Below are 20,840 nucleotides of genomic sequence, written 5' to 3'. Positions count from 1 at the left end.
CTTATTTCTTTTTGTTGATTTTTACAATCATACCCTCAAAAGCACCAGGTAAGGGTTGAGAAAGAATTTTATCGTTATTTTGTAGTCCTTTTACAATTACTTTTTCTGCTCCAAAATATACAGGGTTTATCCTTTTTAACCTTAAAATACTATCGTTTTCTACAGTGTATACCATTTTGTTATCTACCAATAATTTTCTTGATATTTCTATAGCGTCTTTTTCAGATTTACCCACCAAACTAGCTTCTAAAAACATACCCTCTTTTAAATCTGAATTACTTACCTGAATATAGGCGTTTATAGTTTGAGAAACTTGATCTATTTTGCCATTTATGCGCACTACTTTGCCCTCGTATTTTTTAGATTTATTTAAATTACTCAAAACCACTTTATTGCCTACTTGCAATAAATCTGCAAATGCTGCATTTACAGCAACTTCTAATTCGTACACACTAGTATCAATAAATTCACCTAATTTTTGACCAGCTCTAACTAAGGTACCAGATGAAACTAAAGTTTCTGTTAATACACCTGTAAAAGGGGCTCTTAAAATATGTTTAGATAAGCGTACCTCTAGGTTTTTTACGTTGTAGTATGCGGTTAAAATTCCTCGTCCAGAAATAAAATATTTTTCTTTATCTGATGAAAATTTTGGAAGACTAGGTGTACTTTTATGAATATTAAAATCTTTTAAAAAGGCTTCCCATTTATTGAATTCTGAATTATAATCTAGTCGAATATCTGGTAAAATAGAAGTTACCAAGTTATATAGATTACTTTTTTGTGATTTTAAGCTGGCCAAAAACTCATCACTATTAATACTCAATAAGGTTTCTCCTCTTTGATATGTAGTACCTGGTTTAAAGACTTTATTAGATGTATTTAACACTCCTTGTACTTCAGAAAAAAGCTCAATTTTACGTTTGGCAACCAAATTACCACTAGCTGTCAAAACAATAGGTACTTCTGTATTTTTTACATCTTCTATAAAAACAGATTTAATTGTTTTTTTAAATGTTGGTTTTGGTCTTTGATTTTTATGAACAAAATGTTTTCCTAATAAAATTGCACCAGCAATTAAAAAAAGTCCTAAAACAGCTAAAATTATTTTTCTCATAGTTGGTTAATTTTCAATTCTTTTTAGTAAAATCATAAGAGAATTCTATGCTTGTGCAAAGATAGTTTTAAAGCAAAACGTTTGTCGTTAGCTTGCATTTTTCTTTGTTAAAGAAAAGTTATAATTATAGTTTTTAATACATAATACAACCCAAACCACTTTTTTTTAGCATCTTTATAGTTCATAAAAATGATACTGAAATAGCGTTTTGTATTGCTGTCCTAACACAAATAATGCCCTTTTTTTTAATTCTGTAACTAGTGTTCCTGAGCATATTTGGGAGTCTTTACATTGTAAAAGCAATCTTTATTTTCATAAAGATTTTTTAATCGCTATAGAAAAAAATCATCCAGAAATTACTTTTTCTTACTTGGTTTTACTTGATCGTCAAAAACACGCTATTGCATTTGCGTCTCTTCAGATTGTAGATTTTTATATTAAAGGAATAAAAAACGAATTGCAATCTCTAATTAAAAAGATTGAACATTTAGGGCAAAAATTACGTTTGCTGCCTTCTAAAAAACCTTTGAAATTATTAATTTGTGGCAACACCTTTGTAAGCGGAGAACACGGAGTTTTTATAAAAAAAGGACAAGACAAAAAGCAAGTAATTAAAAAATTAGCCGAAGCCATAACACATTTTTCTAATTCTGATAAAAAATTAAAAGCAGATGCTTATTTGTTAAAAGACTTTGTAAACGAATCACTTTTTATTACCAATGAACTTAAAGAATATCAATATCATCCTTTTTTAGTAGAACCTAACATGGTTTTATCTCTTCAAGAAGATTGGTCTACTTTTGATGATTATTTAACGGCAATGAAAACTAAATTTCGCGTAAAAGCAAGGAAAGCTTTTAAGCAAAGTGCTGCCATAAAAATTGAAGAAGTAACCCTTAAAAATATTACAGAACAGTTACCAAAAATGACAGAGTTGTACCAAAAAGTAGCCGATAATGCAGACTTTAATCTTGGGCACTTTAATTTAAAAACTTATACTGATTTTAAAAATAAATTAGGAGAAAATTATATTTTAAGAAGTTATTGGTTAGGAGATAATATTGTTGGTTTTTTATCTGGTATTATTAACAACAACAATTCTTTAGATGCTCATTTTGTAGGTATAGATTATGAATTAAATAAACAATATGCTATTTACCAAAGAATGTTGTATGACTATATTGCTATTGCCATTAACAAAAAGATGAAAACATTAAATTTTGGAAGAACAGCAAGTGAAATTAAAAGTTCTGTTGGTGCTGTTCCTCAAGATTTAACCATGTATCTTCGTCATAAAAAAACAATCACAAATAAGATTTTAAAAGTATTTTTGCAACGCGTAGAACCTACACCTTTTCAGCAAAAATTTCCATTTAAAAAAGTAGAATTTGTCAATGAAAAATAGCGAAGAACTTATAGCATTGTTGCACCTAAAAGAGTTAGGAGACCATAATTTTAGCGGAAATAGTGTATCTATTGGAAGTCCTCATGTTTTTGGAGGTCAAGTATTGGCACAAGCAGTTCATGCTGCCTATAAAACCATTTCAAAAAATCGTTATTTACATTCTTTACATTCATATTTTTTAGAAGCAGGTGATTTAACTATTCCTATTCAGTACCTTGTTGCAGAAGTAAGAAATGGAGGTAGTTTTTCTACAAGAAGAGTAACGGCAAGTCAAAACGGTACAACTATTTTTATTTTAGCAGCTTCTTTTCATAAAAAAGAAGAAGGTTTTGAACATCAAATTAATTTTCCTGAAGTTAAAAAACAACCCGAAGAATTAATGAGTTGGGATGATATGCTACAAAAGTTTGGTGATTTTTTACCAAAATCTACCAAAGCGTTTTTAAGTATTGAAAGACCAATTGAATTTAAACCTGTTAGAATTCCAAATCCTTTAGATCCAGAAGATTTGCCTCCTAACGAGCAAGTTTGGTTTCGTTTAAAAGGTAAAAAACAAACTCTTGATTATAGAACAAAACAAGAAATTCTTACTTATATTTCTGATTATAATATATTAAATGCTGCTTTTAATCCAAACGCAAGTAAATTTAATTTCGGAAATACGCAAACTGCAAGTTTAGATCATTCTATGTGGTTTTTTAGAGATTTTAATTTTGATGATTGGATGTTATTCTCAGCAGAATCTCCAAATGCTTTTGGTGCAAGGGGTTTAGCAAAGGGTAATATTTTTACAAGAAATGGAAAGTTGGTGGCATCTTTTGCACAAGAAGGATTGTTAAGACCAAAGAAAAAATAAAATAATTATTGATTTAAGATGAATGCTACAACATATGTTTTAACCACAAACGGTTTATTGTTTTTACTAAGTATTATATATTGGAAATTCCCGCCAAAAAAAATTAACAATTGGTACGGTTACAGAACACATAAAACCATGTTACATCAAAAAATATGGGATTTTGCAAATGCAATTTTTGCTAAAAACTTACTCATATATGCAGGTATTTCCTTTCTTGGAGCATTAGTCTTTGCAAAATTTGCAACTGTGGTTATTTCTTGGCAACCTATGGCATTGGTTTTTTTAACCATAGTAGTTTGTATTATAAAAACTGAAAAAGCACTAAAAGATAGTTTTACCGAAGAAGGCAAAAAGAAATAGTTATTGCTAAACTATTTACTAAAAATTTGCCATAAAAGAAATAGATAAATTTCTACCAGGAGCAGCAACACCAGAGGCAAACTCTATATAATGTTCATCAAAAATATTATCTAATCTTGCCTGTACTGTAAAATTATTGCTTACTACATAACTACCATTAAATCCTAAAGTCATCCAACTTGGAGACCCAAAAAAGATGTCTGTCTCATTGGTTGCATTTGGATTTACAACGGGTGTTAAATCATGATTATCTATGCCCTCTGGAATGTTAAAATCTTCTATATCTTTTTTACTATTAAATCTAAAATCTGCACCTAATTCTAGTTTATCTTTTTTATAATTTACTTGAAATTGACCAAACAAAGGAGGTATAGAAGACAAAGGCTCATCTGTATCATAGGTTCTTCCTTTTGTATAGGTTACAAAACCAGAAGTATTCCATGTATCAGATAGTTTACCTAAATAGTTTAATGTATATCCAAAAATATAGGCAGTTCCTCTGTTTTGATTGGTTACAGCATTTCCAAATTCTCCATCAAATTCAACTTGTTGTCTGCTTCCATCGTCATTTAAAACAAATTCTCTTTGTATATAATTGTCTAATAATGTATAATAAAAATTACCTGCAACTCTAAACTTTCTGTTGTTAAAATACTTTTGAATGCCTACCTCTGCATTGTATGCAAATTCTGGTTGTACATTGATATTTGGAATGGTAACGTTACCAGATTTTTCTCTAACTCTGCCTACATCATCTATATTTGGCGAACGAAACCCTGATGATAAAACACTATTGAATTGCCAATTTCTATTAGGTCTATGTACATATCCTAAAGTAGCAGTAATTGCAGAGTTGTTAGCAACTAAATTTGGGTTGGGTAGTTGAATAAAAGTTTCGTCTATCCAAGTTGCTTCCAAATGCGTCCTTGTAAAACGAATACCAGAATTTAGGGTGGATTTACTACCTAAATCTTGTCTATATCCTGCGTAAGCAGCATAACTTGTATAATTGCTACCACCATCTGGATAACGAGATTGTACCGGAAAACTATCTGAAAAACCATCTATTTCTCCATCTTGAATATTTAAACTTCTGCCAAAGGAATTAGAGGTTACATCATTGTATGAAAACTCAAAACCATACGATAAATTTCTTTTTTTGTCTTGCGTTAGCGGCACAAAAAAATCGCCATTTAAATTAAAAATATCTACTTCCTCTTCTCTATAAGATCTATTTAGACTTCCAAATCTTCTTTGAATTCTACTTTCTTGTACGTTTTGATAAGCTAATGTAATTGCTCCGTTTTCTATCCAATTTCTATTAGGATGTATCAGCAATTGTGTTGAGGCTAAAAATCTATTTTGAGGCCCGTAATTCCATTCAGCAAATTTTAAAGAAGATGGATCTGTAAGATCTGTAAGCTCAGTTAATCTATCAAATCTAGGAATATCTGATGAGGTAGAATACTGTAAGTTTATTTTTAAATCTGTTTTTTTAGATAAAGGAATGTAAAATTTTTGCAAAACATCTGTTTGATTGAAACCAGTATTTCTTAACAAACTAGGGTCTGGGTTTTCAGCAGGATTTGGATTAAAGTTACCGTTACTATTTTCTGAATAAAAAAATACTTTACCCCAATCTTGGAAACCATGATTTCTACTTCTACCCGCTCTTAAATCTCCAAAATCGCTATAAGAAATGCTTGTAAAAGAAGCCCATTTTTTAAAACTTAATTCTGCAGAAACGTTTGTAGTTACTTCTTGATTTGCTGAAGAAAATCTAGAGAAAAAATGACTCTTTATCTCTTTTTCTGCAGATAATTTAGGAGTTTTGGTGTAATAATGAATTACACCTCCTAAAGCGTCAGAGCCATATATTACAGATGAAGGTCCAAAAACAACCTCTACCTTGTCTAATAAATTGGGTGATATAGTTATGGCGTTTTGTAGATGTCCTTTTCTGTATATAGCATTATTCATCCTAACACCATCTACAACTAACAACACTCTATTAGACTCCATACCCCTTATTACTGGGCTTCCACCACCAAATTGAGATTTTTGTACTTTAATTCCGGGTACTGTTGCCAATAAATCTGCAGATGTTTGCGGAGAAACTTTTTGAATATCTTTTGTAGAAAGTACTGCTATCTGTTCTGCAATTCTCTTTGTTTTTTCTTCTTTTTTAAAAACAGATAGTACAATTTCATCTAATTCTTCAGATTGTTTGGTAAGATATACTACAAAGTTTTTTTTTCTTAATACAGATTTTTTAACACGTTTAATGGCATACGATAAATGAGAAAAAACAACAGTCTCATTTTCTTTAAATTGAGAAATATTTACAAAGCCTTGCTTGTTAGATGTTACATTTATAGTGTAATTATCGTTAAAAACAGTAACATCTTTAACAAATTTGCCTGTGCTCTTATCTAAGATTTGTACGTTTTGTGCAAAGTTTATACCGTAAAATAAAAAGAAAAATCCAAAAACTAAATACCTCATCAACTAAAAACTGCTTCTAAAATTTGTAACGATTTTGGTGTTCTAAAACCGTCCAAATGTAACTCAAAATATCGAATTATTATTTTTAAAACTGTTTGTCTTTCTTGTTTGCTAAAAGACACGTTTTCTATTGCATCAAAATTTATGCCTAAAAGCTTTTTAAATTGATAAAATTGGTTTTTATAAATGGTATTTTTTTGTGATGTACTATTTGTAAAATTTCCTTCTAATAAATTGAACCCTAATTTATCTTTTTCTGATACGTTAGGATAAAAACCTAGAAACTGTGTAAGGTTAAATAAAAAAAGTAGATGAAAATTAGCAACATTGTCATGAACGTCTAACCAAGTAAATGCAGTTTCTATATAACTAAATAAGTTTGTATTAGGCTCTTCTTCTTGAATGGCGTAAGACAGTACCTCTGCTAAAAAAAGGACAATAGATTGTTTTACAATATCTTTATAAATAGTTTTGTAAGGGTTAGAAACGTGTACTTCTTTTATATGGTGTAGTGTCTTTTTTTCTGAATGACTTGCAATTATACTTAACTGAGTAAGTGGTTGAAAATAGGCTGCTTTTAATCCTCCTTTTTTAGATTTTAAGACACCTCTAAGCAAATATGATGTAAGGCCACTTTGTAAGGTATAGCATTTAACAATTAGACTAGAATCACTATATTTTATAGTGTTTAGTACAATAGCTTTTGTGGCAACAACCGCCATTAATTTACAATAGCAATTTTAGTAACTGAGGTTTCTGATGCATCTTCATTAGATAACAAAACAATGTAAACACCAGAAGCTACTTTTCTACCCGCAAGGTTTGTCTTATTCCATACCACTTTACCACCTTGTAGTTCTTGCCCCTCTATAACATTAGTTTCATGTACCAAGTTTCCTGCAACATCTAAAATTTTAACGTTAGTTCCGTTGGGTAAATTGGTGTTATTTCGTCCTGTAATTGTAACCCTTTCATGGTTTTTTAATGCAGGGTTAGGGTATGCGTAAACCTCACCTAACACTTCACCAAATGGTGCTACTCCACTATTAAAAACAACTATACCTCTATCTGTGGCAAAATATACTTTTCCGGTACTATCATCTGCAGCAATTTTAACGATTCTTGATGAGGGTAAAGGTGAATTTTGAGGACTAAAATTAGCTAAAGTTCTTTGTCCGCTTGGATTTGTGTAGATTACACCACCATTGTCTGTTCCAAACCATTTATTTTCTGCACCATCAACAACTATAGAATTTATGGTTTGATCTCCTAATAATCTGTCTCCAAAACCATCTTCATTGGCGTTAATTACAATGGGGTTTGCATTAGGGTTCGGGTCATTAAAAACACCAGAAGCGTTATTGTATACTACAAGACCAGATAGGGTTCCTATCCAAACCCTATTACTATCATCAACTGCAATAGACCTTACATTTACACTTGGTAAATTACCAGAATTCGGGGAGCTTATAAATGCCCTTTGTCTATTACCATTTTCATTAAAAATATATACCCCATTTCTTCTAGTACCTAACCAAACTGTTGCAGATCTATCTACAAACATTGTGTTGGTTTCTTCTGCGTCATTTGTTTGTAAACTACCCAAATCAAAACTAGACCAACTACCTGTAGGTGTTCTTTTTTTTAATTTTGAAGAAGCTAAGGCATCTGCAACCCATAAATTGCTATCATTATCAAAAGCAACACCGCTAATTCTTGTTGTTATGCTATTATTATCTGAAGGAAATAAATCTTCTAACGGACTATTTCTAGAGTGAAAAAAATTGACAATTTGGTTGTTTTCAATTTCTAAAAGACCACCACCAGAAAATATATTACCGTCTGCTGTCTGAGCAAAAGAGCCTATAAAGGCTCTATTTTCTGAATTCTGATCTATTGCAATATCTACCAAATCTTTAACAGGTGCCTCAGCGGAAAAGTTTGTATTGTTCCAATTTTGTCCATCAAAATAACTAAAGCCTAATCGTGTTCCGTTTGGCACATATGATGATAAATTATACCCTCCATAAACAACCCATACATTATTATTGAGAACTGCAATAGAAAATGCTTGGTTTGACAATGGTCCTTCAGGATGAATCTCTACATAATCTGAAGATTGATTTGAAGAAGTACTTAAAATACCAAATTCTGAAGTTGCCAAAAAAATAGTATTATCTATATAAAAAGCGTTGTTTATTGTGAAGTTGAAAACTTCATTAGTTCCAAACTGAAAACTTTCATTTAAATCTGTATTGAATACTACAGCTATAGTATTTAATGAAACTGACAAATGAGAATCTGATGCTTTTATAGAAATAATGTTTTGATTAAAGTTTCTAATTTGTGTTAAAGCATCGTTTTCTAAACTATATAAAATTGAACCTTGTGTTACATAAATTTGATTATCAAATTGTGTTACTTCTTGAAAATTTCTTCCTTGAAAACTTTGTTTCCAACTGTTAAAATCTATGAGTAAATTATCGTCTGCATCAGCAGTAAAAATACCGTCAACTGTTGCAGCATATATAACTCCGTTTAAAACTTCTATTTCGTTAACTGTAACAGATGTAGAATTGTTTCCAATAAAATACGTGTCTCCAAATTCTAGTCTTTCTATATCATACACCACAATACCAAAAGGAGTAGCCAAAAATAACTCATTGTTAAACTCTTCAATAGCATTAATACTTTTATCTCCAGATTCGGTAAAATTGACAATGTCAGAAGATATGGTAATACTTCCGTCTTCATCTACTACCTCTATGAGTCCGTTTTCATAACCAATAATTAATCTTTCTGTACTATTGCTATAATGAATTGTTGTTGTATTTTGTCCTGATAATCCTTGCACAGAAGATAACTTTTCTAATTCTTCTGTAGATGTATTGTATGTAAAAACAGCATTATCTACTAGTGCGTATATAATATCATCTACTTTTTGAAAATCTTTTACATTATTGTAAGAAAAAAAATCTTCCCAAGAATCGCTAAAATCAGTTTGAGCATTCATCAAAAGCGTTAAGAACAAACTATATACCCAAAAAAGTCTTTTCATTTTTTTATTTTGATATTTCAAAGATATTTATTTATTGTTACAATAACGATAAAAGGACTTACATTAGTACAATTAACTGGTATTTTATGGGTATTGAAATAGAACGTAAGTTTTTGGTAAAGAGTGATGTGTTTAAAAAACAGAACTATCAAAAAAATTATATTAAACAAGGGTATTTAAATTCAGATAAAAACAGAACCGTGAGGATTCGAATTTTAGATGACAGGGCATTTTTAACCATAAAAGGTAAATCTAATGTATCAGGTACTTCAAGGTTTGAGTGGGAGAAAGAAATTATGCTTGATGATGCAAAATCTCTTTTTTTGTTATGCGAAGATGGTAGTATAGAAAAAACAAGATATCTTATTAAACAGGGCCAACATATTTTTGAAGTTGACGACTTTCATGGAGATAATGATGGTTTAATGATTGCCGAAATTGAATTGTTTTCTGAAAATGAGTTGTTTGAAAAACCAGATTGGTTAGGAAAAGAAGTAACAGGAGAACTTAAATATTACAATTCTAGTATTAGCAAAAATCCTTTTAAAAATTGGAAATAAAAAAACCTCGAACGTTACGTTCGAGGAATTTTTAATAAACCTACCCCCTAAATAAGATTTATAATACTTACCTAATCAACTTAAATTGATGCAGATAAGTATTGCAAAGATACATTTTTTTTTGAGATTCAAAAAATAATATAATTATTTCTATTAAATTTAATTAAAATAGCTTATAGGTTGTAAATAGCTAAAAAGTGACTTATGCTACCTAACAAAACAAAAACATGAAAAATAGCGTGGTTATATGTCAATTTTTTTATAGAATATAAAATAGCTCCAACTGTATAAAAAATTCCGCCAATAATTAAAAAACTCAATCCAAATTCAGACAATACATTCATAAGTGGTTTTATAAAGAACATTACCTGCCACCCCATTAACAAATACATTACTGTAGAAATTTTATTAAATCTTCCTGTAAAAAAAAGTTTTAATACAACTCCTATGCCCGCAAAAATCCAAACAGCAACAAACATATACCACCCCAACTTAGTATCTAAAGCAATGATACAAAATGGAGAGTAACTCCCAGCAATTAAAACATATATAGCTGCATGATCTAAAATATTTAGTTTTCTTCTTTTTTTAGGTTCTTTTGCTGCATGATAAAATGTAGATGCAGCATACAAAATCATCATGCTTACTCCATAAATTATCAAACTAAAAGGTTTCCAAAAACCTGTATATAAAATCGCTTTTTGAATTAAAAAAGGAAATGCAATTATACTAGCTAAAAACCCCAAACCATGAGACCAAACATTAAGTTTCTCTTCAGGTTCTGAATACGTATAATTTAATTTTTCACTCATTTATTTACTTCTATTGGTGTCTTTCATATATTTTTTATCATTAGCTAAGTCTTCAAAAATAACATCAAACGTTTGCTGTTGTAACATACCTATATTACCACTCTTTAACCCTATTGTGGGTATAAATTTGTGCTGTTTAATTCTTAAAATTCCTGGACCTCCTTTTAAAAAATTCCAAGAAAATAATCGTTTACAATCATAATACACTTGGGGCACTATTGGTATTTCAAACTCTATTGCCAGACTAAATGCTCCTTTTTTAAAGGGAGCTAAGATTACATTTTCTTCAGGTACTAATCCTTCAGGAAAAATTGCCATACTTACCCCGTTTTGCAATCTTTTTTTTGCCATTTCATAAACTCTCTTTCTACTTTTTATACTACTTCTATCTACCATAATTACTGCTCTCTTGTAAAAAAAACCAAAAACAGGAATTTTAGCCAATTCTTGTTTACCCACAAAAACAATTGGGTTTTTGCACAATACAATCAATACAAAAGGGTCTATCAATGAAGTATGATTTGGACAAAACATATAGCTTTTATCGGGTTCTATTTCTTGGTCTGATTGCACTTCTAAACGAAAACCCATGCTAAAGATTAACACTTTAGACCATATTCTAACCAATTTCCATAACAAATGATAATAACTTTCTTTTGCTGTAAACACAATAAGTAAGGGAGACATGATAACAATAGTGGTAAACATTAAAATGTAAAACCAAGCACGCCAAAGTAGAAGAAATGGTATTTTTAAATATTTCACAGAATAACAAAACGGTTTTTATTTACTAAAATTATACGAAATTTTTACAATCTAAAAAACCTTATGTAAAAGTAGTAATATTCTTTTGTTTGATGGATTTTATGATTCAAAACCTTACTTTTGCGCTCTCAAAGCGTTTAGGTATCATAATCTTACGCTAAAATTGGTAAATCATAACATTATGTCTAGAGTTTTAACGGGTGTGCAAAGTACAGGAACACCACATTTGGGAAATTTATTGGGTGCTATTTTGCCCGCTATAGAAATGGCTAACAACCCAGATAACGAGGCTTTTTTGTTTATTGCAGATTTGCATTCTTTAACGCAAATTAAAGACGGTAAAGTACTTAGAGAAAACACCTACAGTACAGCTGCAACTTGGTTAGCTTGTGGTTTAGACATTGATAAAACCGTATTTTATAGACAGAGTGATATACCCCAAGTTACAGAATTATCTTGGTATTTAAGCTGTTTTTTTCCTTATCAACGTTTAACATTAGCGCATAGTTTTAAAGATAAGGCAGATCGTTTAGCAGACGTAAATTCGGGTTTGTTTACATACCCAATGTTAATGGCTGCCGATATATTATTGTATGATGCAGAAATTGTTCCTGTTGGAAAAGATCAGCTACAACACTTAGAAATGACACGTGATGTTGCCAATAGATTTAACAATCTTGTTGGTGAAACCTTGGTAGCTCCTGAAGCAAAAATTCAAGAACATACCAAACTTGTTCCTGGAACAGATGGCGAAAAAATGAGTAAATCTAGAGATAATATTATTAATATTTTCTTGACAGATAAAAAGTTAAGAAAACAAATAATGAGCATTAAAACAGATAGTAAAGCCTTAGAAGAACCTAAAAATCCAGACAACGATAATGTTTTTGCGTTGTATAGATTACTTGCTTCTGATACTCAAATTACTGAAATGAGAGCAAATTATGAAGGCGGAAATTATGGTTATGGTCATGCAAAACAAGCTCTTTATGAGTTGATTGTAGAGAAATTTGCTAAAGTTAGAGAGCGTTATCATCATTTTATGAATAATAAAAATGAAATTGATGCTGCTTTAGAAATTGGTGCAAAAAAAGCTACAACCATTGCCAATGATGTGCTTTATAGAGTTAGAGAAAAAGTTGGGTATTAAATATACTTTCTGATACAAAAAGGCCACATACTCTTTTGCAAAAGTATGTGGCCTTTTTTTATGTATGTACTTCTATAACCATTTACAAATAATTCCGCTCATAATTGCAAGCGTCACTATCCAATATCCTGCATTAATTGCAACGTATTTAAATGATTTTTTTTCAAACATGGCAATAATTCCTAGAATAGGCATAATTAGAAATAAACCGTATAAAACTCCATGAAAAGCCCCGTGTTTAAAAGTTCTAAAACGGTCTCCATAAGTATTTACAAAGTTTTCAAAATATACAAAAGCATCTCCCGTTTGTTCTGCAAAACCAGGTTCTCCTGCTAAAGTAGAATATGTTCCCATTTGATGAATTACCATTGGCATTAAGGCAGAGGAAATAAGAACACTTAAAACATAGCAGATAGCTAATACCTTAATCATGTTTGTTTCTTTTAAAGATTCTTCTGTAAAACCCATGATGCTCATCCATGTTTTTCCAAAAAGAGGGCCATACCAAATGGACCCTAAAATCATAGGTACTAAGGCTGTTAAGAACAGAACATAAAAATTCATCTCCATAATAAAAAAGTTTTTGGTTAATTCTCAAATATAAGAAATCTTATATTGAGGTAAGAAAATAAAAAAGCTGAGAACTTCTGTTTCTCAGCTTTTTATAAGAATAACGGTATCGTTTTTATTTAATTTTCATAGTTTTTGCAATGGCTTCTAATTCAAAAATAAATGCTCTTTTATTTACAGAAGGTGCATAGGTAAAGCCTTCAAAAACAATAATTCTGTTGTTCTTTTTGTCTATAATGGTGTAGTTTATAAAAGGACCCGCCATAAAATCGTTTTTTACCTCCCATTTACCTCTAGTTTCAAACGCTTTTTTGCCATCTATAATGGCATCAAAAGTAGAGGGGGTATACGCTTCTTCTGTAATCATATGCATGGTTTCTGGATCTGAACCCGGTATGTATTTTTTACCAATTCTATTTCTTACCGCTACAATACTATCTGCTACAGTTTCCTCATTTTCTAACGGAAGACTATACAAAATGATGTTATTGCTTCCTGTTTTGGCTATTCCGCTTGTTAAGTGATGACGTAACCATAAAAATTCTCCTGTGTCATCTACAGTTCTAAATTTATCGTGTAAAGTTAAAGATATACCTAAATTTTGCAGTGTTTTAAATTGTGTATCGTCTAGTTTTGTTTGCCCAAAAACGTTTTGAATCATTTTTAAATCTGCAGCTAAAAAAATATCTATGATTTCTTTCTCATGTTTTTTAAATAATGCTACTGTACGTTGTTTGGTTTTTCCTTTAAGATATACCACAGTTTGTGGTTTTGCATAAGCATCTTTTTTTACAAAAAACTCATCTTTTGATCCTTCTCCTATAATTAAAATGTTTCTAGAAGCCTTCATAACGCTATTAAAACCATTTGGAGCAATTTGCGAAACAGATAATGTTGCCTCTGGTTGAGGCAAACCTGCAACTAACTCGCCAAAAGAGTTTCTAATTTCTTTACCAATATCTCCATTCCAATCGTTAATATTGGCAACAACCATTACCTTATTTAATTTTCCAACAGAGCTTCTAAGTACTATTTTATCATTTCCTTTACAAGAAACGAGTACCAAAGCAATTGTAAATATGCATATAAAATGTTTCATAAGATTTTTTGTATGTTATTAAGTTTAGTTTAGGCTTATCATTACCAAATATTATTCCATTTTTTATAAAATTAAAAAAATAAGCTGGTTATTTAAATAAACAGTTTATATTTTTCTTGGATAAATGTATAAACGTTGTCCTATTTTTAAATTACTGGTTTTTAAACCATTCCATTTTTTTATTTGACTTACTCTAACCCCATATTTATTTGCAATTTTACCAAGATAATCTCCACTTTTTACTTTATACCGAATTCGTTTATCCATTTCAAAATATTTGGGTAATGGTTTTTCTCTTGTTGCATCGTCTGCATCAGCTAAAGCATACAATTGTTTTTCTTTATCTAAAAAAGTAATCATTTTGTTTGATGGCAATTGTAAAGCATAATTTCTGTCCTTTACAAAGGGGATGATATTGAGTTTGTATTCTGGATTTAAAAATGTCAAAACTGTTTCATCTACTCCTATAATTTCAGAAATTTGATCAAATGTAACCGTCCGTTTAACACGGACTGTATCTGTCTGAAAATTGAAAAATTGAGGTGTTTCTGCATAAATATGATGCGCATCTGCATATTCAAAGATGTACATTGTAGCGTAAAATGCAGGCACATATCCTGCTGTTTCTCTTGGCAAGTAGGGTCTTATATTCCAGTAATTTTTATAACCGCCAGAACGTTTTATGGCTTTAGTTACATTACCTGGTCCTGAGTTGTAGGCGGCTAAAGCCAAATCCCAATCACCAAAAATTTTAAATAGCTGACTTAAATACTTACAGGCAGCAATGGTTGCTTTTACTGGGTTGTAGCGTTCATCTACATACGAACTTACTTTTAAATCAAACTGTTTTCCTGTACCATACATAAATTGCCACATACCAGAAGCACCTACTCTAGATTTTGCTCTGGGTCTTAAAGCAGATTCTACAATGGCTAGATATTTCATTTCTAAAGGAATATCGTATTGATCTAAATATTGTTCAAACATTGGAAAATAATATTTTGCTCTAGCCATTAATGCAGGATAGTATTTTTTTCGATACAATAAATAACTATTAATTACTTTTTCTAAAGCAGGATTATACGCTAAATTAAATGGTGTTTTTGCGTTTAAAATTGATAATCTTTCTTTTAGTAAAGGCTTTGTTACTGCTGTTTTTACATTACCTGTAATATCTTTATCGTTAAGAACATAGGCTAAAGTGTCTATTAAAGGTGAATTGAATTTTTCATCAATCAGTAAACTATCTATCGTTATCAAATCATCATCAGAAAACAATTCTACAATTACTTTTTGAATAGAATCTGTTCTAAAAACAACAGTATCTTTTTGCTTGAGTAGCATGGTATCTTTTTCTTGAGAAAAAATAGATACTGTTAAAAATAAGAGGGGAAAAAAATTTTTCATATCATTTAGATTTAGCCCTTGCTAAACCTTTTGTGTTTTATATGTTTAATTCTAAAGCAATGGGGCAATGGTCTGAATGTTTTGCCTCTGGTAAAATATAAGCTCTAGAAATTCTATCTTTTAATGATTCTGAAACCATTGCATAATCTAGTCGCCAACCTTTGTTATTAGCCCTTGCATTGGCTCTGTAACTCCACCAAGAATATTCTTGTCTTTCTGGGTTTAGGTGTCTAAAACTATCTATAAATCCGCTATCTATAAACGTACCAATCCATTGTCTTTCTTCTGGTAAAAAACCAGAAACACCTTTCATTTTTGGGTTGTGAATATCTATTTCTTCATGACAGATATTATAGTCTCCACAAATGACCAAATTCGGAATTTCTTCTTTTAAATTATTGATGTATTCTTGAAATTCATCCATATAATTTAACTTAAAATTTAACCTATCTAAGTTTGTACCTGATGGTAAATACAAACTCATTATAGAAACATTATCATAATCTACACGAAGATTTCTACCTTCAAAATCCATAGTTTCAATTCCTGTACCGTAAGCAATATGGTTTGGTTTTTCTTTGCAAAAAACAGCTACAGAAGAGTATCCCTTTTTTTGTGCAGAAAACCAGTAATGGTAAGGATAACCTGCTTGCTCAAATAAAGTAAGGTCTAATTGTTCTTTATGAGCTTTGGTTTCTTGTATACAAATCACATCTGGATTTGCGGCTTGCAACCAATCTAAAAAGCCTTTTTTTAATGCGGCTCTAATTCCGTTTACGTTGTAAGATATTATTTTCATAAAAAACTTTTTGTATAATAAAAAAATATTGAGTTATTCTAAAATGATTGGTTTTTTTAAAAATAGCCAAGTAATTTGTATTTGTTCTCCTGTTTGTGTTTTGATTTTCTTTTTTTTGGGAGATAAAATAAAAGCTAGCGTAATAGAAAACACCGTTCTTAACATAGGGTTTTCTATGCCACACAAATAAGTAATTAGATATAGTATTAAAAAAGTAATTACAAAAAATAATTTTGGAAACTTAGCGATATTCTTCATTATCTAGTTCTTATAACTATCTCTTAATGTTCTTCTCATAACTTTGTTAGATGCTGTTCTTGGTAAAACATCAATTTTTATTAAATCTGACACTTTAAACAAAGGGTTCATCTGCTTTTTTACTACTTTTTGGGCATGTAATAAACGATCTTCATCACTTAAGGTTTTTGTTTCTTTACAAACATAAAAAACAACCAATTTTGCTGGTCCTCCATCTTTTGGAGCTACAGCTATAGCTGCACATTCTTTTACAAAGTCTAGAGTACTAATTACTTGTTCTATTTGGGTAGCACTTACTTTAATTCCGCCTAAATTCATGGCATCATCTACACGTCCTAAAATTTTAAAATAACCATCATCTAACTCTGCTAATTCATCTCCGTGTCTTCTTAAAATAGTCGTATACTTAGGAGTATCTTTATAATAAATAGCATGATGATTTTTATTTAATAGCATTGTAGAAAGCCCCATAATTGGTGGTATTAAAAATACCTCGCCTTTTTTTGTTTTTTGATGGTTGTCATCCAGCAGTACAAAATCACTACCTAAAGCTTTTGTAGAAAAAGTACTGGCTATATTTTCTTGAACCACTGTACTTGTTACATAACCGCCGCCAATTTCTGTACCTCCGCAATATTCTATAACTGGTTTATTGTTTGCCAATTGCATTAAATATTGCATTTCTGTAGGATTAGAAACCTCTCCTGTAGAACTAAAGTTTTTAATAACACTCCAATCTAAAGGCTCCATACAACCTGAGTTTTTCCAGTGTTTTACAATACTAGGAATTACACCTAACATGCTCACTTTTGCATTTTGCACAAACATACCAAAGTCTGATTGCAAAGGTGCATCATAATACAAAGCTATAGTTGCTTTGTTTAGTAAGGTTGCAAAAATTAACCAAGGCCCCATCATCCATCCTAAATTGGTTGGCCAACAAACAACATCGTTTTGTTGAATATTTTGATGATACAAACCATCTGATGCTGCTTTTATAGCCGTAGTATGATTCCAAGGAATAGCCTTAGGTTCTCCTGTTGTACCTGATGAAAATAAGATGGTAATACTCTCTTGTGGTGTTTGTTTTACAGATGTAAAATTGGTGTTTTCTGATAGAAAATCATCCCAAAAAAGATCTTGCTCTCTTAAAGAAAAATCATTACTGGTAGTTGTTTGTAATACAATAATTTTAGCTGCGTTTGCACTAACCACCTTTTTATACAGCGGAAAAGATTTACCTGCTCTAGATAAGAAATCTTGAGTAAATACTACTTTTGGCTTGGTAATTTCTAGTCTTACTGCAATTTCTTGTGGTGTAAAACTATCTACAATGGTGGCCACCTTAATACCTGCTTTTATGGCTGCCAAGTATATGGCAACACACTCTAAAGTCATGGGTAAATCTATAGCTATAGTATCACCTGTTTTAATATGAAGCTTTGCAAAACTATTGGCTATTCTATTAACGAGTAGTAAGAGTTCTTTTTGATTTATCTTTTGAAGGTCTTTGTTTGGTTTTTGAAAAACAATAGCTGTAGCATCATCATCGTTTTGAAAACAAGAATCTACGATATTTAAGCTTGCTCCATACAACCATTTTGCTTGAGTAGCACCATCATTCAAATTTAAAATTTGATCGTATTTTTTATGTTGAATAATATTTAAAGAAGCTACAGTTTGCTGCCAAAACTCTTCTTTATTTTGTACTGACCAACTCCATAAATCATCATAATTAGTAAACTCTAGCTTTTTCATGAGTTTACCAATATTAGAATTCTGGATGCTTTTTTTAGTTGGTTTCCAAGTCATACAAAATGGTTTTAGAAATCTGTGTCTTCTTCTGGGATTATAATTTTGTTTTCATCTTCCTCAGGTTTTTTATCACCACAATCTATATTTATGGTAAGTAACTCTGGTTTTTCAAAATCTTCTTGACTAATTCTTAAAGACGTATCTGCATAACATTTTTGCATAAACAAAGCCCAAGTTGGTAATGCCATTGTTGCGCCTTGACCTTTGGTTATTCCTGCAAAATGGGTTGCTCTATCTTCGCCTCCTGTCCAAACACCAGTTGCTAAATTTGGCACAATACCCATAAACCAGCCATCTGATTGATTTTGAGTTGTACCTGTTTTACCTGCTATTGGATTTGTGAATTTATACGGATGCCCAGTAATATAATCTGCTTTTTTCCAAGGTAATCGTAAACGAACTCCAGACCCAGATTGGGTAACTCCTTTTAAAAGATCTAAAACAACATAGGCAGATTCTTCACTTAAAACTTCTTTGGTTTTTGGTATAAACTCTTGTAAAACCGTACCATTTTTATCTTCTATTCTTGTTAAAATCATAGGTTCTACTCGTAAACCTTTATTTGCAAAAGTTGCGTAAGCACCTACCATTTCTATAAGTGATAAATCTACAGCTCCTAATGCTATAGATGGGTTTGCCATTATATCACTTTCAATACCTGCAGACTTTGCCAAACGAACTACATTTACAGGAGAAACCATATCTACTAACCTTGCAGACATTGTGTTTACAGAACCTGCTAATCCATCCTTAAGACTAAGCATACCACCATATTGATCATTTGAATTCTTAGGTGTCCATTCTTCTTTAATTCCGTATTTTCCTTTTGGTATTGTGTATGGGGTATTAGGATATGTATCACAAGGAGATAATTTTAATTGATTAATTGCTGTAGCATATACAAACGGTTTAAACGTAGAACCCACTTGTCTTGATTGTTGTGCTACTGCATCATATTTAAAATGTTTGTTATCTATACCACCAACCCAAGCTTTTATGTGTCCAGATTGTGGAGCTATAGACAATAACCCAGATCGTAAAAAATGTTTGTAGTATTTTATAGAATCGTAAGGTGTAAGTAAGGTGTCTTTGTCTCCTTTCCAAGAAAAAACACGCATTTGTACCTTTGTTTTAAAAATGTTTTCAATTTCTTTTTCAGATTTTCCTGCGTTTTTTAGCCTTTTATAACGCACAGAATTTTTCTTAGCACGTTGATAGATATTATTAATTTGTTCTTTTTTAAGATCATAAAAAGGTGCTGTTTTGTTTTTTGCTTGCTCTTTAAAAAAATAAGATTGCAAGTTGGCCATGTGTTCTTGTACAGCTTCTTCTGCATATTTTTGCATGCGCGAATCTATAGTTACATAGATTTTTAGTCCGTCTCTAAAAATGTTGTATTGCTCTCCATTTGGTTTTGGATTGTTTTGCACCCATTTTCTTAAATATTTCTGTAAATACATTCTAAAATAAGTTGCATACCCATCTGAATGACTTTCTGGTGTATAATTAATTTTTAAAGGCAATTGCTGAAGCGAGTCTTTTTCTTTACTCGTAATTAGGTTATTTTTATGCATCTGGGCAAAAACAACGTTTCTTCTAAGAAATGATTTTTTCTTTGAAATACTTCTGTTTGGATTGTATTGTCTTGGATTTTTTAACATTGCTACCAAAATTGCCGATTCTTGAAGATCTAAATCTTTGGCTTCTTTACCAAAGTAAATTCTTGCTGCAGAACGAATACCAACCGCATTAAAAATAAAGTCTTGGGTATTTAAGTACATTGCAATAATTTCTTGCTTAGTGTACTGTCTTTCTAATTTTATAGCCACAATCCATTCTTTTGCTTTTTGTAATACCCTTTTAAAAATATTACTTGAAGCTCTTTTGGTAAATAAATTTTTTGCCAATTGCTGCGTTATGGTGCTTGCACCCCCACTTCCTGGTTTTAAAATTGCTCTGGCAGTACCTCTAAAATCTATCCCAGAATGTTCATAAAAACGTTCATCTTCTGTAGCTATTAAAGCATCTACAATATTTTGTGGTAGCTCTTTATAGTTAATTGGTGTTCTGTTTTCTGTAGCGTACTTACCAATGGTTTTACCATCTGCAGAAATTACCTCTGTAGCTAAATTTGTTTGTGGGTTTTCTAGTTCTTCAAAAGTTGGTAAAGTTCCAAAAACACCTACTGATGCTAAAAAAAATAACAGTAATACTGCCCCAAAGCCTCCTAAGACGACTCCCCAAAACCATTTGATGTATGTTTTAAAACTAGTGGTTTTTTTCTTTTTTGTCATGATAAAA

Annotated in this window: 18 protein-coding genes; 5 read left to right on the top strand and 13 right to left on the bottom strand. The window is 30.9% G+C overall.

All coding sequences use genetic code 11. From position 1 onward, the window contains the following. Position 1 precedes the first annotated feature (1 nt). A complete protein-coding gene (locus tag DUT90_RS10625) occupies positions 2–1,117 on the bottom strand; it encodes an efflux RND transporter periplasmic adaptor subunit (protein WP_114427166.1) in 1,116 nt (371 codons plus the stop codon). Positions 1,118–1,325: 208 nt separating this feature from the next. On the opposite strand from DUT90_RS10625, the gene DUT90_RS10620 reads away from it, so the two are divergent. Genes DUT90_RS10620 through DUT90_RS10610 form a run of 3 tightly spaced genes read left to right on the top strand, consistent with a single transcriptional unit; the run spans position 1,326 to position 3,741 of the window. Then, a complete protein-coding gene (locus DUT90_RS10620; RefSeq protein WP_114427165.1) occupies positions 1,326–2,522 on the top strand; it encodes a peptidogalycan biosysnthesis protein in 1,197 nt (398 codons plus the stop codon). Further along, positions 2,512–3,378 (top strand): acyl-CoA thioesterase II, encoded by an 867-nt coding sequence (locus DUT90_RS10615; protein WP_114427164.1) that lies wholly within the window; start codon positions 2,512–2,514, stop codon positions 3,376–3,378. The genes DUT90_RS10620 and DUT90_RS10615 overlap by 11 nt, the downstream gene beginning before the upstream one ends. 18 nt (positions 3,379–3,396) lie before the next feature. Beyond that, positions 3,397–3,741: an SdpI family protein gene (locus DUT90_RS10610; RefSeq protein WP_114427163.1), complete on the top strand. Its 345-nt coding sequence runs from the start codon at positions 3,397–3,399 to the stop codon at positions 3,739–3,741. A gap of 18 nt (positions 3,742–3,759) precedes the next feature. Here DUT90_RS10610 and DUT90_RS10605 read toward each other — a convergent pair whose 3' ends face one another. Genes DUT90_RS10605 through DUT90_RS10595 form a run of 3 tightly spaced genes read right to left on the bottom strand, consistent with a single transcriptional unit; the run spans position 3,760 to position 9,304 of the window. After that, complete coding sequence (locus DUT90_RS10605) at positions 3,760–6,246, bottom strand: TonB-dependent siderophore receptor (RefSeq protein ID WP_114427162.1); 2,487 nt, start codon at positions 6,244–6,246, stop codon at positions 3,760–3,762. Continuing rightward, the gene (gene recO, locus DUT90_RS10600; protein WP_114427161.1) at positions 6,246–6,968 is read right to left on the bottom strand and encodes a DNA repair protein RecO; all 723 of its coding nucleotides are present in this window, start codon (positions 6,966–6,968) and stop codon (positions 6,246–6,248) included. Before recO ends, DUT90_RS10605 begins: the two co-directional genes overlap by 1 nt. Continuing rightward, on the bottom strand, positions 6,968–9,304 hold the full coding sequence (locus tag DUT90_RS10595) for a two-component regulator propeller domain-containing protein (protein WP_114427160.1): 2,337 nt from the start codon (positions 9,302–9,304) through the stop codon (positions 6,968–6,970). Before DUT90_RS10595 ends, recO begins: the two co-directional genes overlap by 1 nt. Positions 9,305–9,390: 86 nt before the next feature. Here DUT90_RS10595 and DUT90_RS10590 point away from each other — a divergent pair, with 86 nt between their 5' ends. Beyond that, positions 9,391–9,864, top strand: a complete 474-nt coding sequence (locus DUT90_RS10590) for a CYTH domain-containing protein (RefSeq protein WP_114427159.1) — start codon at positions 9,391–9,393, stop codon at positions 9,862–9,864. A gap of 173 nt (positions 9,865–10,037) precedes the next feature. Here the strand turns inward: DUT90_RS10590 and DUT90_RS10585 are convergent, their stop codons facing one another. Then, entirely contained in the window at positions 10,038–10,676 is a 639-nt protein-coding gene (locus DUT90_RS10585) for a PAQR family membrane homeostasis protein TrhA (RefSeq protein WP_114427158.1), read from the bottom strand. Beyond that, positions 10,677–11,441, bottom strand: coding sequence for a 1-acyl-sn-glycerol-3-phosphate acyltransferase (locus DUT90_RS10580; protein WP_114427157.1), 765 nt, complete (start codon positions 11,439–11,441; stop codon positions 10,677–10,679). Between the two features lie 181 nt (positions 11,442–11,622). Here DUT90_RS10580 and trpS point away from each other — a divergent pair, with 181 nt between their 5' ends. Further along, the gene (gene trpS / locus DUT90_RS10575) at positions 11,623–12,591 is read left to right on the top strand and encodes a tryptophan--tRNA ligase (protein WP_114427156.1); all 969 of its coding nucleotides are present in this window, start codon (positions 11,623–11,625) and stop codon (positions 12,589–12,591) included. 72 nt (positions 12,592–12,663) lie between these two features. Here trpS and DUT90_RS10570 read toward each other — a convergent pair whose 3' ends face one another. The 7 genes from DUT90_RS10570 to DUT90_RS10545 all read right to left on the bottom strand — a co-directional run bounded on the left by DUT90_RS10570 (position 12,664) and on the right by DUT90_RS10545 (position 20,833). Beyond that, a complete protein-coding gene (locus DUT90_RS10570; RefSeq protein ID WP_114427155.1) occupies positions 12,664–13,161 on the bottom strand; it encodes a DUF1761 domain-containing protein in 498 nt (165 codons plus the stop codon). Positions 13,162–13,276: 115 nt separating this feature from the next. Beyond that, a complete protein-coding gene (locus tag DUT90_RS10565) occupies positions 13,277–14,260 on the bottom strand; it encodes a DUF4837 family protein (protein WP_114427154.1) in 984 nt (327 codons plus the stop codon). Between the two features lie 105 nt (positions 14,261–14,365). Next, positions 14,366–15,667, bottom strand: a complete 1,302-nt coding sequence (locus tag DUT90_RS10560) for a lytic transglycosylase domain-containing protein (RefSeq protein WP_258848545.1) — start codon at positions 15,665–15,667, stop codon at positions 14,366–14,368. A gap of 37 nt (positions 15,668–15,704) precedes the next feature. Continuing rightward, the gene (locus DUT90_RS10555) at positions 15,705–16,466 is read right to left on the bottom strand and encodes an exodeoxyribonuclease III (RefSeq protein ID WP_114427153.1); all 762 of its coding nucleotides are present in this window, start codon (positions 16,464–16,466) and stop codon (positions 15,705–15,707) included. A gap of 33 nt (positions 16,467–16,499) precedes the next feature. Beyond that, positions 16,500–16,724: a hypothetical protein gene (locus tag DUT90_RS13275; RefSeq protein WP_147266211.1), complete on the bottom strand. Its 225-nt coding sequence runs from the start codon at positions 16,722–16,724 to the stop codon at positions 16,500–16,502. Between the two features lie 3 nt (positions 16,725–16,727). Beyond that, positions 16,728–18,536, bottom strand: a complete 1,809-nt coding sequence (locus DUT90_RS10550) for an AMP-binding protein (protein WP_114427152.1) — start codon at positions 18,534–18,536, stop codon at positions 16,728–16,730. 11 nt (positions 18,537–18,547) lie between these two features. Beyond that, on the bottom strand, positions 18,548–20,833 hold the full coding sequence (locus tag DUT90_RS10545) for a transglycosylase domain-containing protein (RefSeq protein WP_114427151.1): 2,286 nt from the start codon (positions 20,831–20,833) through the stop codon (positions 18,548–18,550). Positions 20,834–20,840 lie beyond the last annotated feature (7 nt).

Origin of the sequence: Polaribacter sp. WD7 (assembly GCF_003335085.1) — a bacterium.
Lineage (GTDB): Bacteria > Bacteroidota > Bacteroidia > Flavobacteriales > Flavobacteriaceae > Polaribacter.
This window is presented reverse-complemented; position numbering and strand designations above follow the sequence as displayed.

Coding starts and splice junctions, on each gene's coding strand:
- DUT90_RS10590 (WP_114427159.1), top strand. CDS start 9,391: ATGGGTATTGAAATAGAACGTAAGTTTTTGGTAAAGAGTGATGTGTTT.
- DUT90_RS10585 (WP_114427158.1), bottom strand. CDS start 10,676: ATGAGTGAAAAATTAAATTATACGTATTCAGAACCTGAAGAGAAACTT.
- DUT90_RS10625 (WP_114427166.1), bottom strand. CDS start 1,117: ATGAGAAAAATAATTTTAGCTGTTTTAGGACTTTTTTTAATTGCTGGT.
- trpS (WP_114427156.1), top strand. CDS start 11,623: ATGTCTAGAGTTTTAACGGGTGTGCAAAGTACAGGAACACCACATTTG.
- DUT90_RS10595 (WP_114427160.1), bottom strand. CDS start 9,304: ATGAAAAGACTTTTTTGGGTATATAGTTTGTTCTTAACGCTTTTGATG.
- DUT90_RS10570 (WP_114427155.1), bottom strand. CDS start 13,161: ATGGAGATGAATTTTTATGTTCTGTTCTTAACAGCCTTAGTACCTATG.
- DUT90_RS10555 (WP_114427153.1), bottom strand. CDS start 16,466: ATGAAAATAATATCTTACAACGTAAACGGAATTAGAGCCGCATTAAAA.
- DUT90_RS10605 (WP_114427162.1), bottom strand. CDS start 6,246: ATGAGGTATTTAGTTTTTGGATTTTTCTTTTTATTTTACGGTATAAAC.
- DUT90_RS10560 (WP_258848545.1), bottom strand. CDS start 15,667: ATGAAAAATTTTTTTCCCCTCTTATTTTTAACAGTATCTATTTTTTCT.
- DUT90_RS10550 (WP_114427152.1), bottom strand. CDS start 18,536: ATGACTTGGAAACCAACTAAAAAAAGCATCCAGAATTCTAATATTGGT.
- DUT90_RS13275 (WP_147266211.1), bottom strand. CDS start 16,724: ATGAAGAATATCGCTAAGTTTCCAAAATTATTTTTTGTAATTACTTTT.
- recO (WP_114427161.1), bottom strand. CDS start 6,968: ATGGCGGTTGTTGCCACAAAAGCTATTGTACTAAACACTATAAAATAT.
- DUT90_RS10615 (WP_114427164.1), top strand. CDS start 2,512: ATGAAAAATAGCGAAGAACTTATAGCATTGTTGCACCTAAAAGAGTTA.
- DUT90_RS10565 (WP_114427154.1), bottom strand. CDS start 14,260: ATGAAACATTTTATATGCATATTTACAATTGCTTTGGTACTCGTTTCT.
- DUT90_RS10610 (WP_114427163.1), top strand. CDS start 3,397: ATGAATGCTACAACATATGTTTTAACCACAAACGGTTTATTGTTTTTA.
- DUT90_RS10545 (WP_114427151.1), bottom strand. CDS start 20,833: ATGACAAAAAAGAAAAAAACCACTAGTTTTAAAACATACATCAAATGG.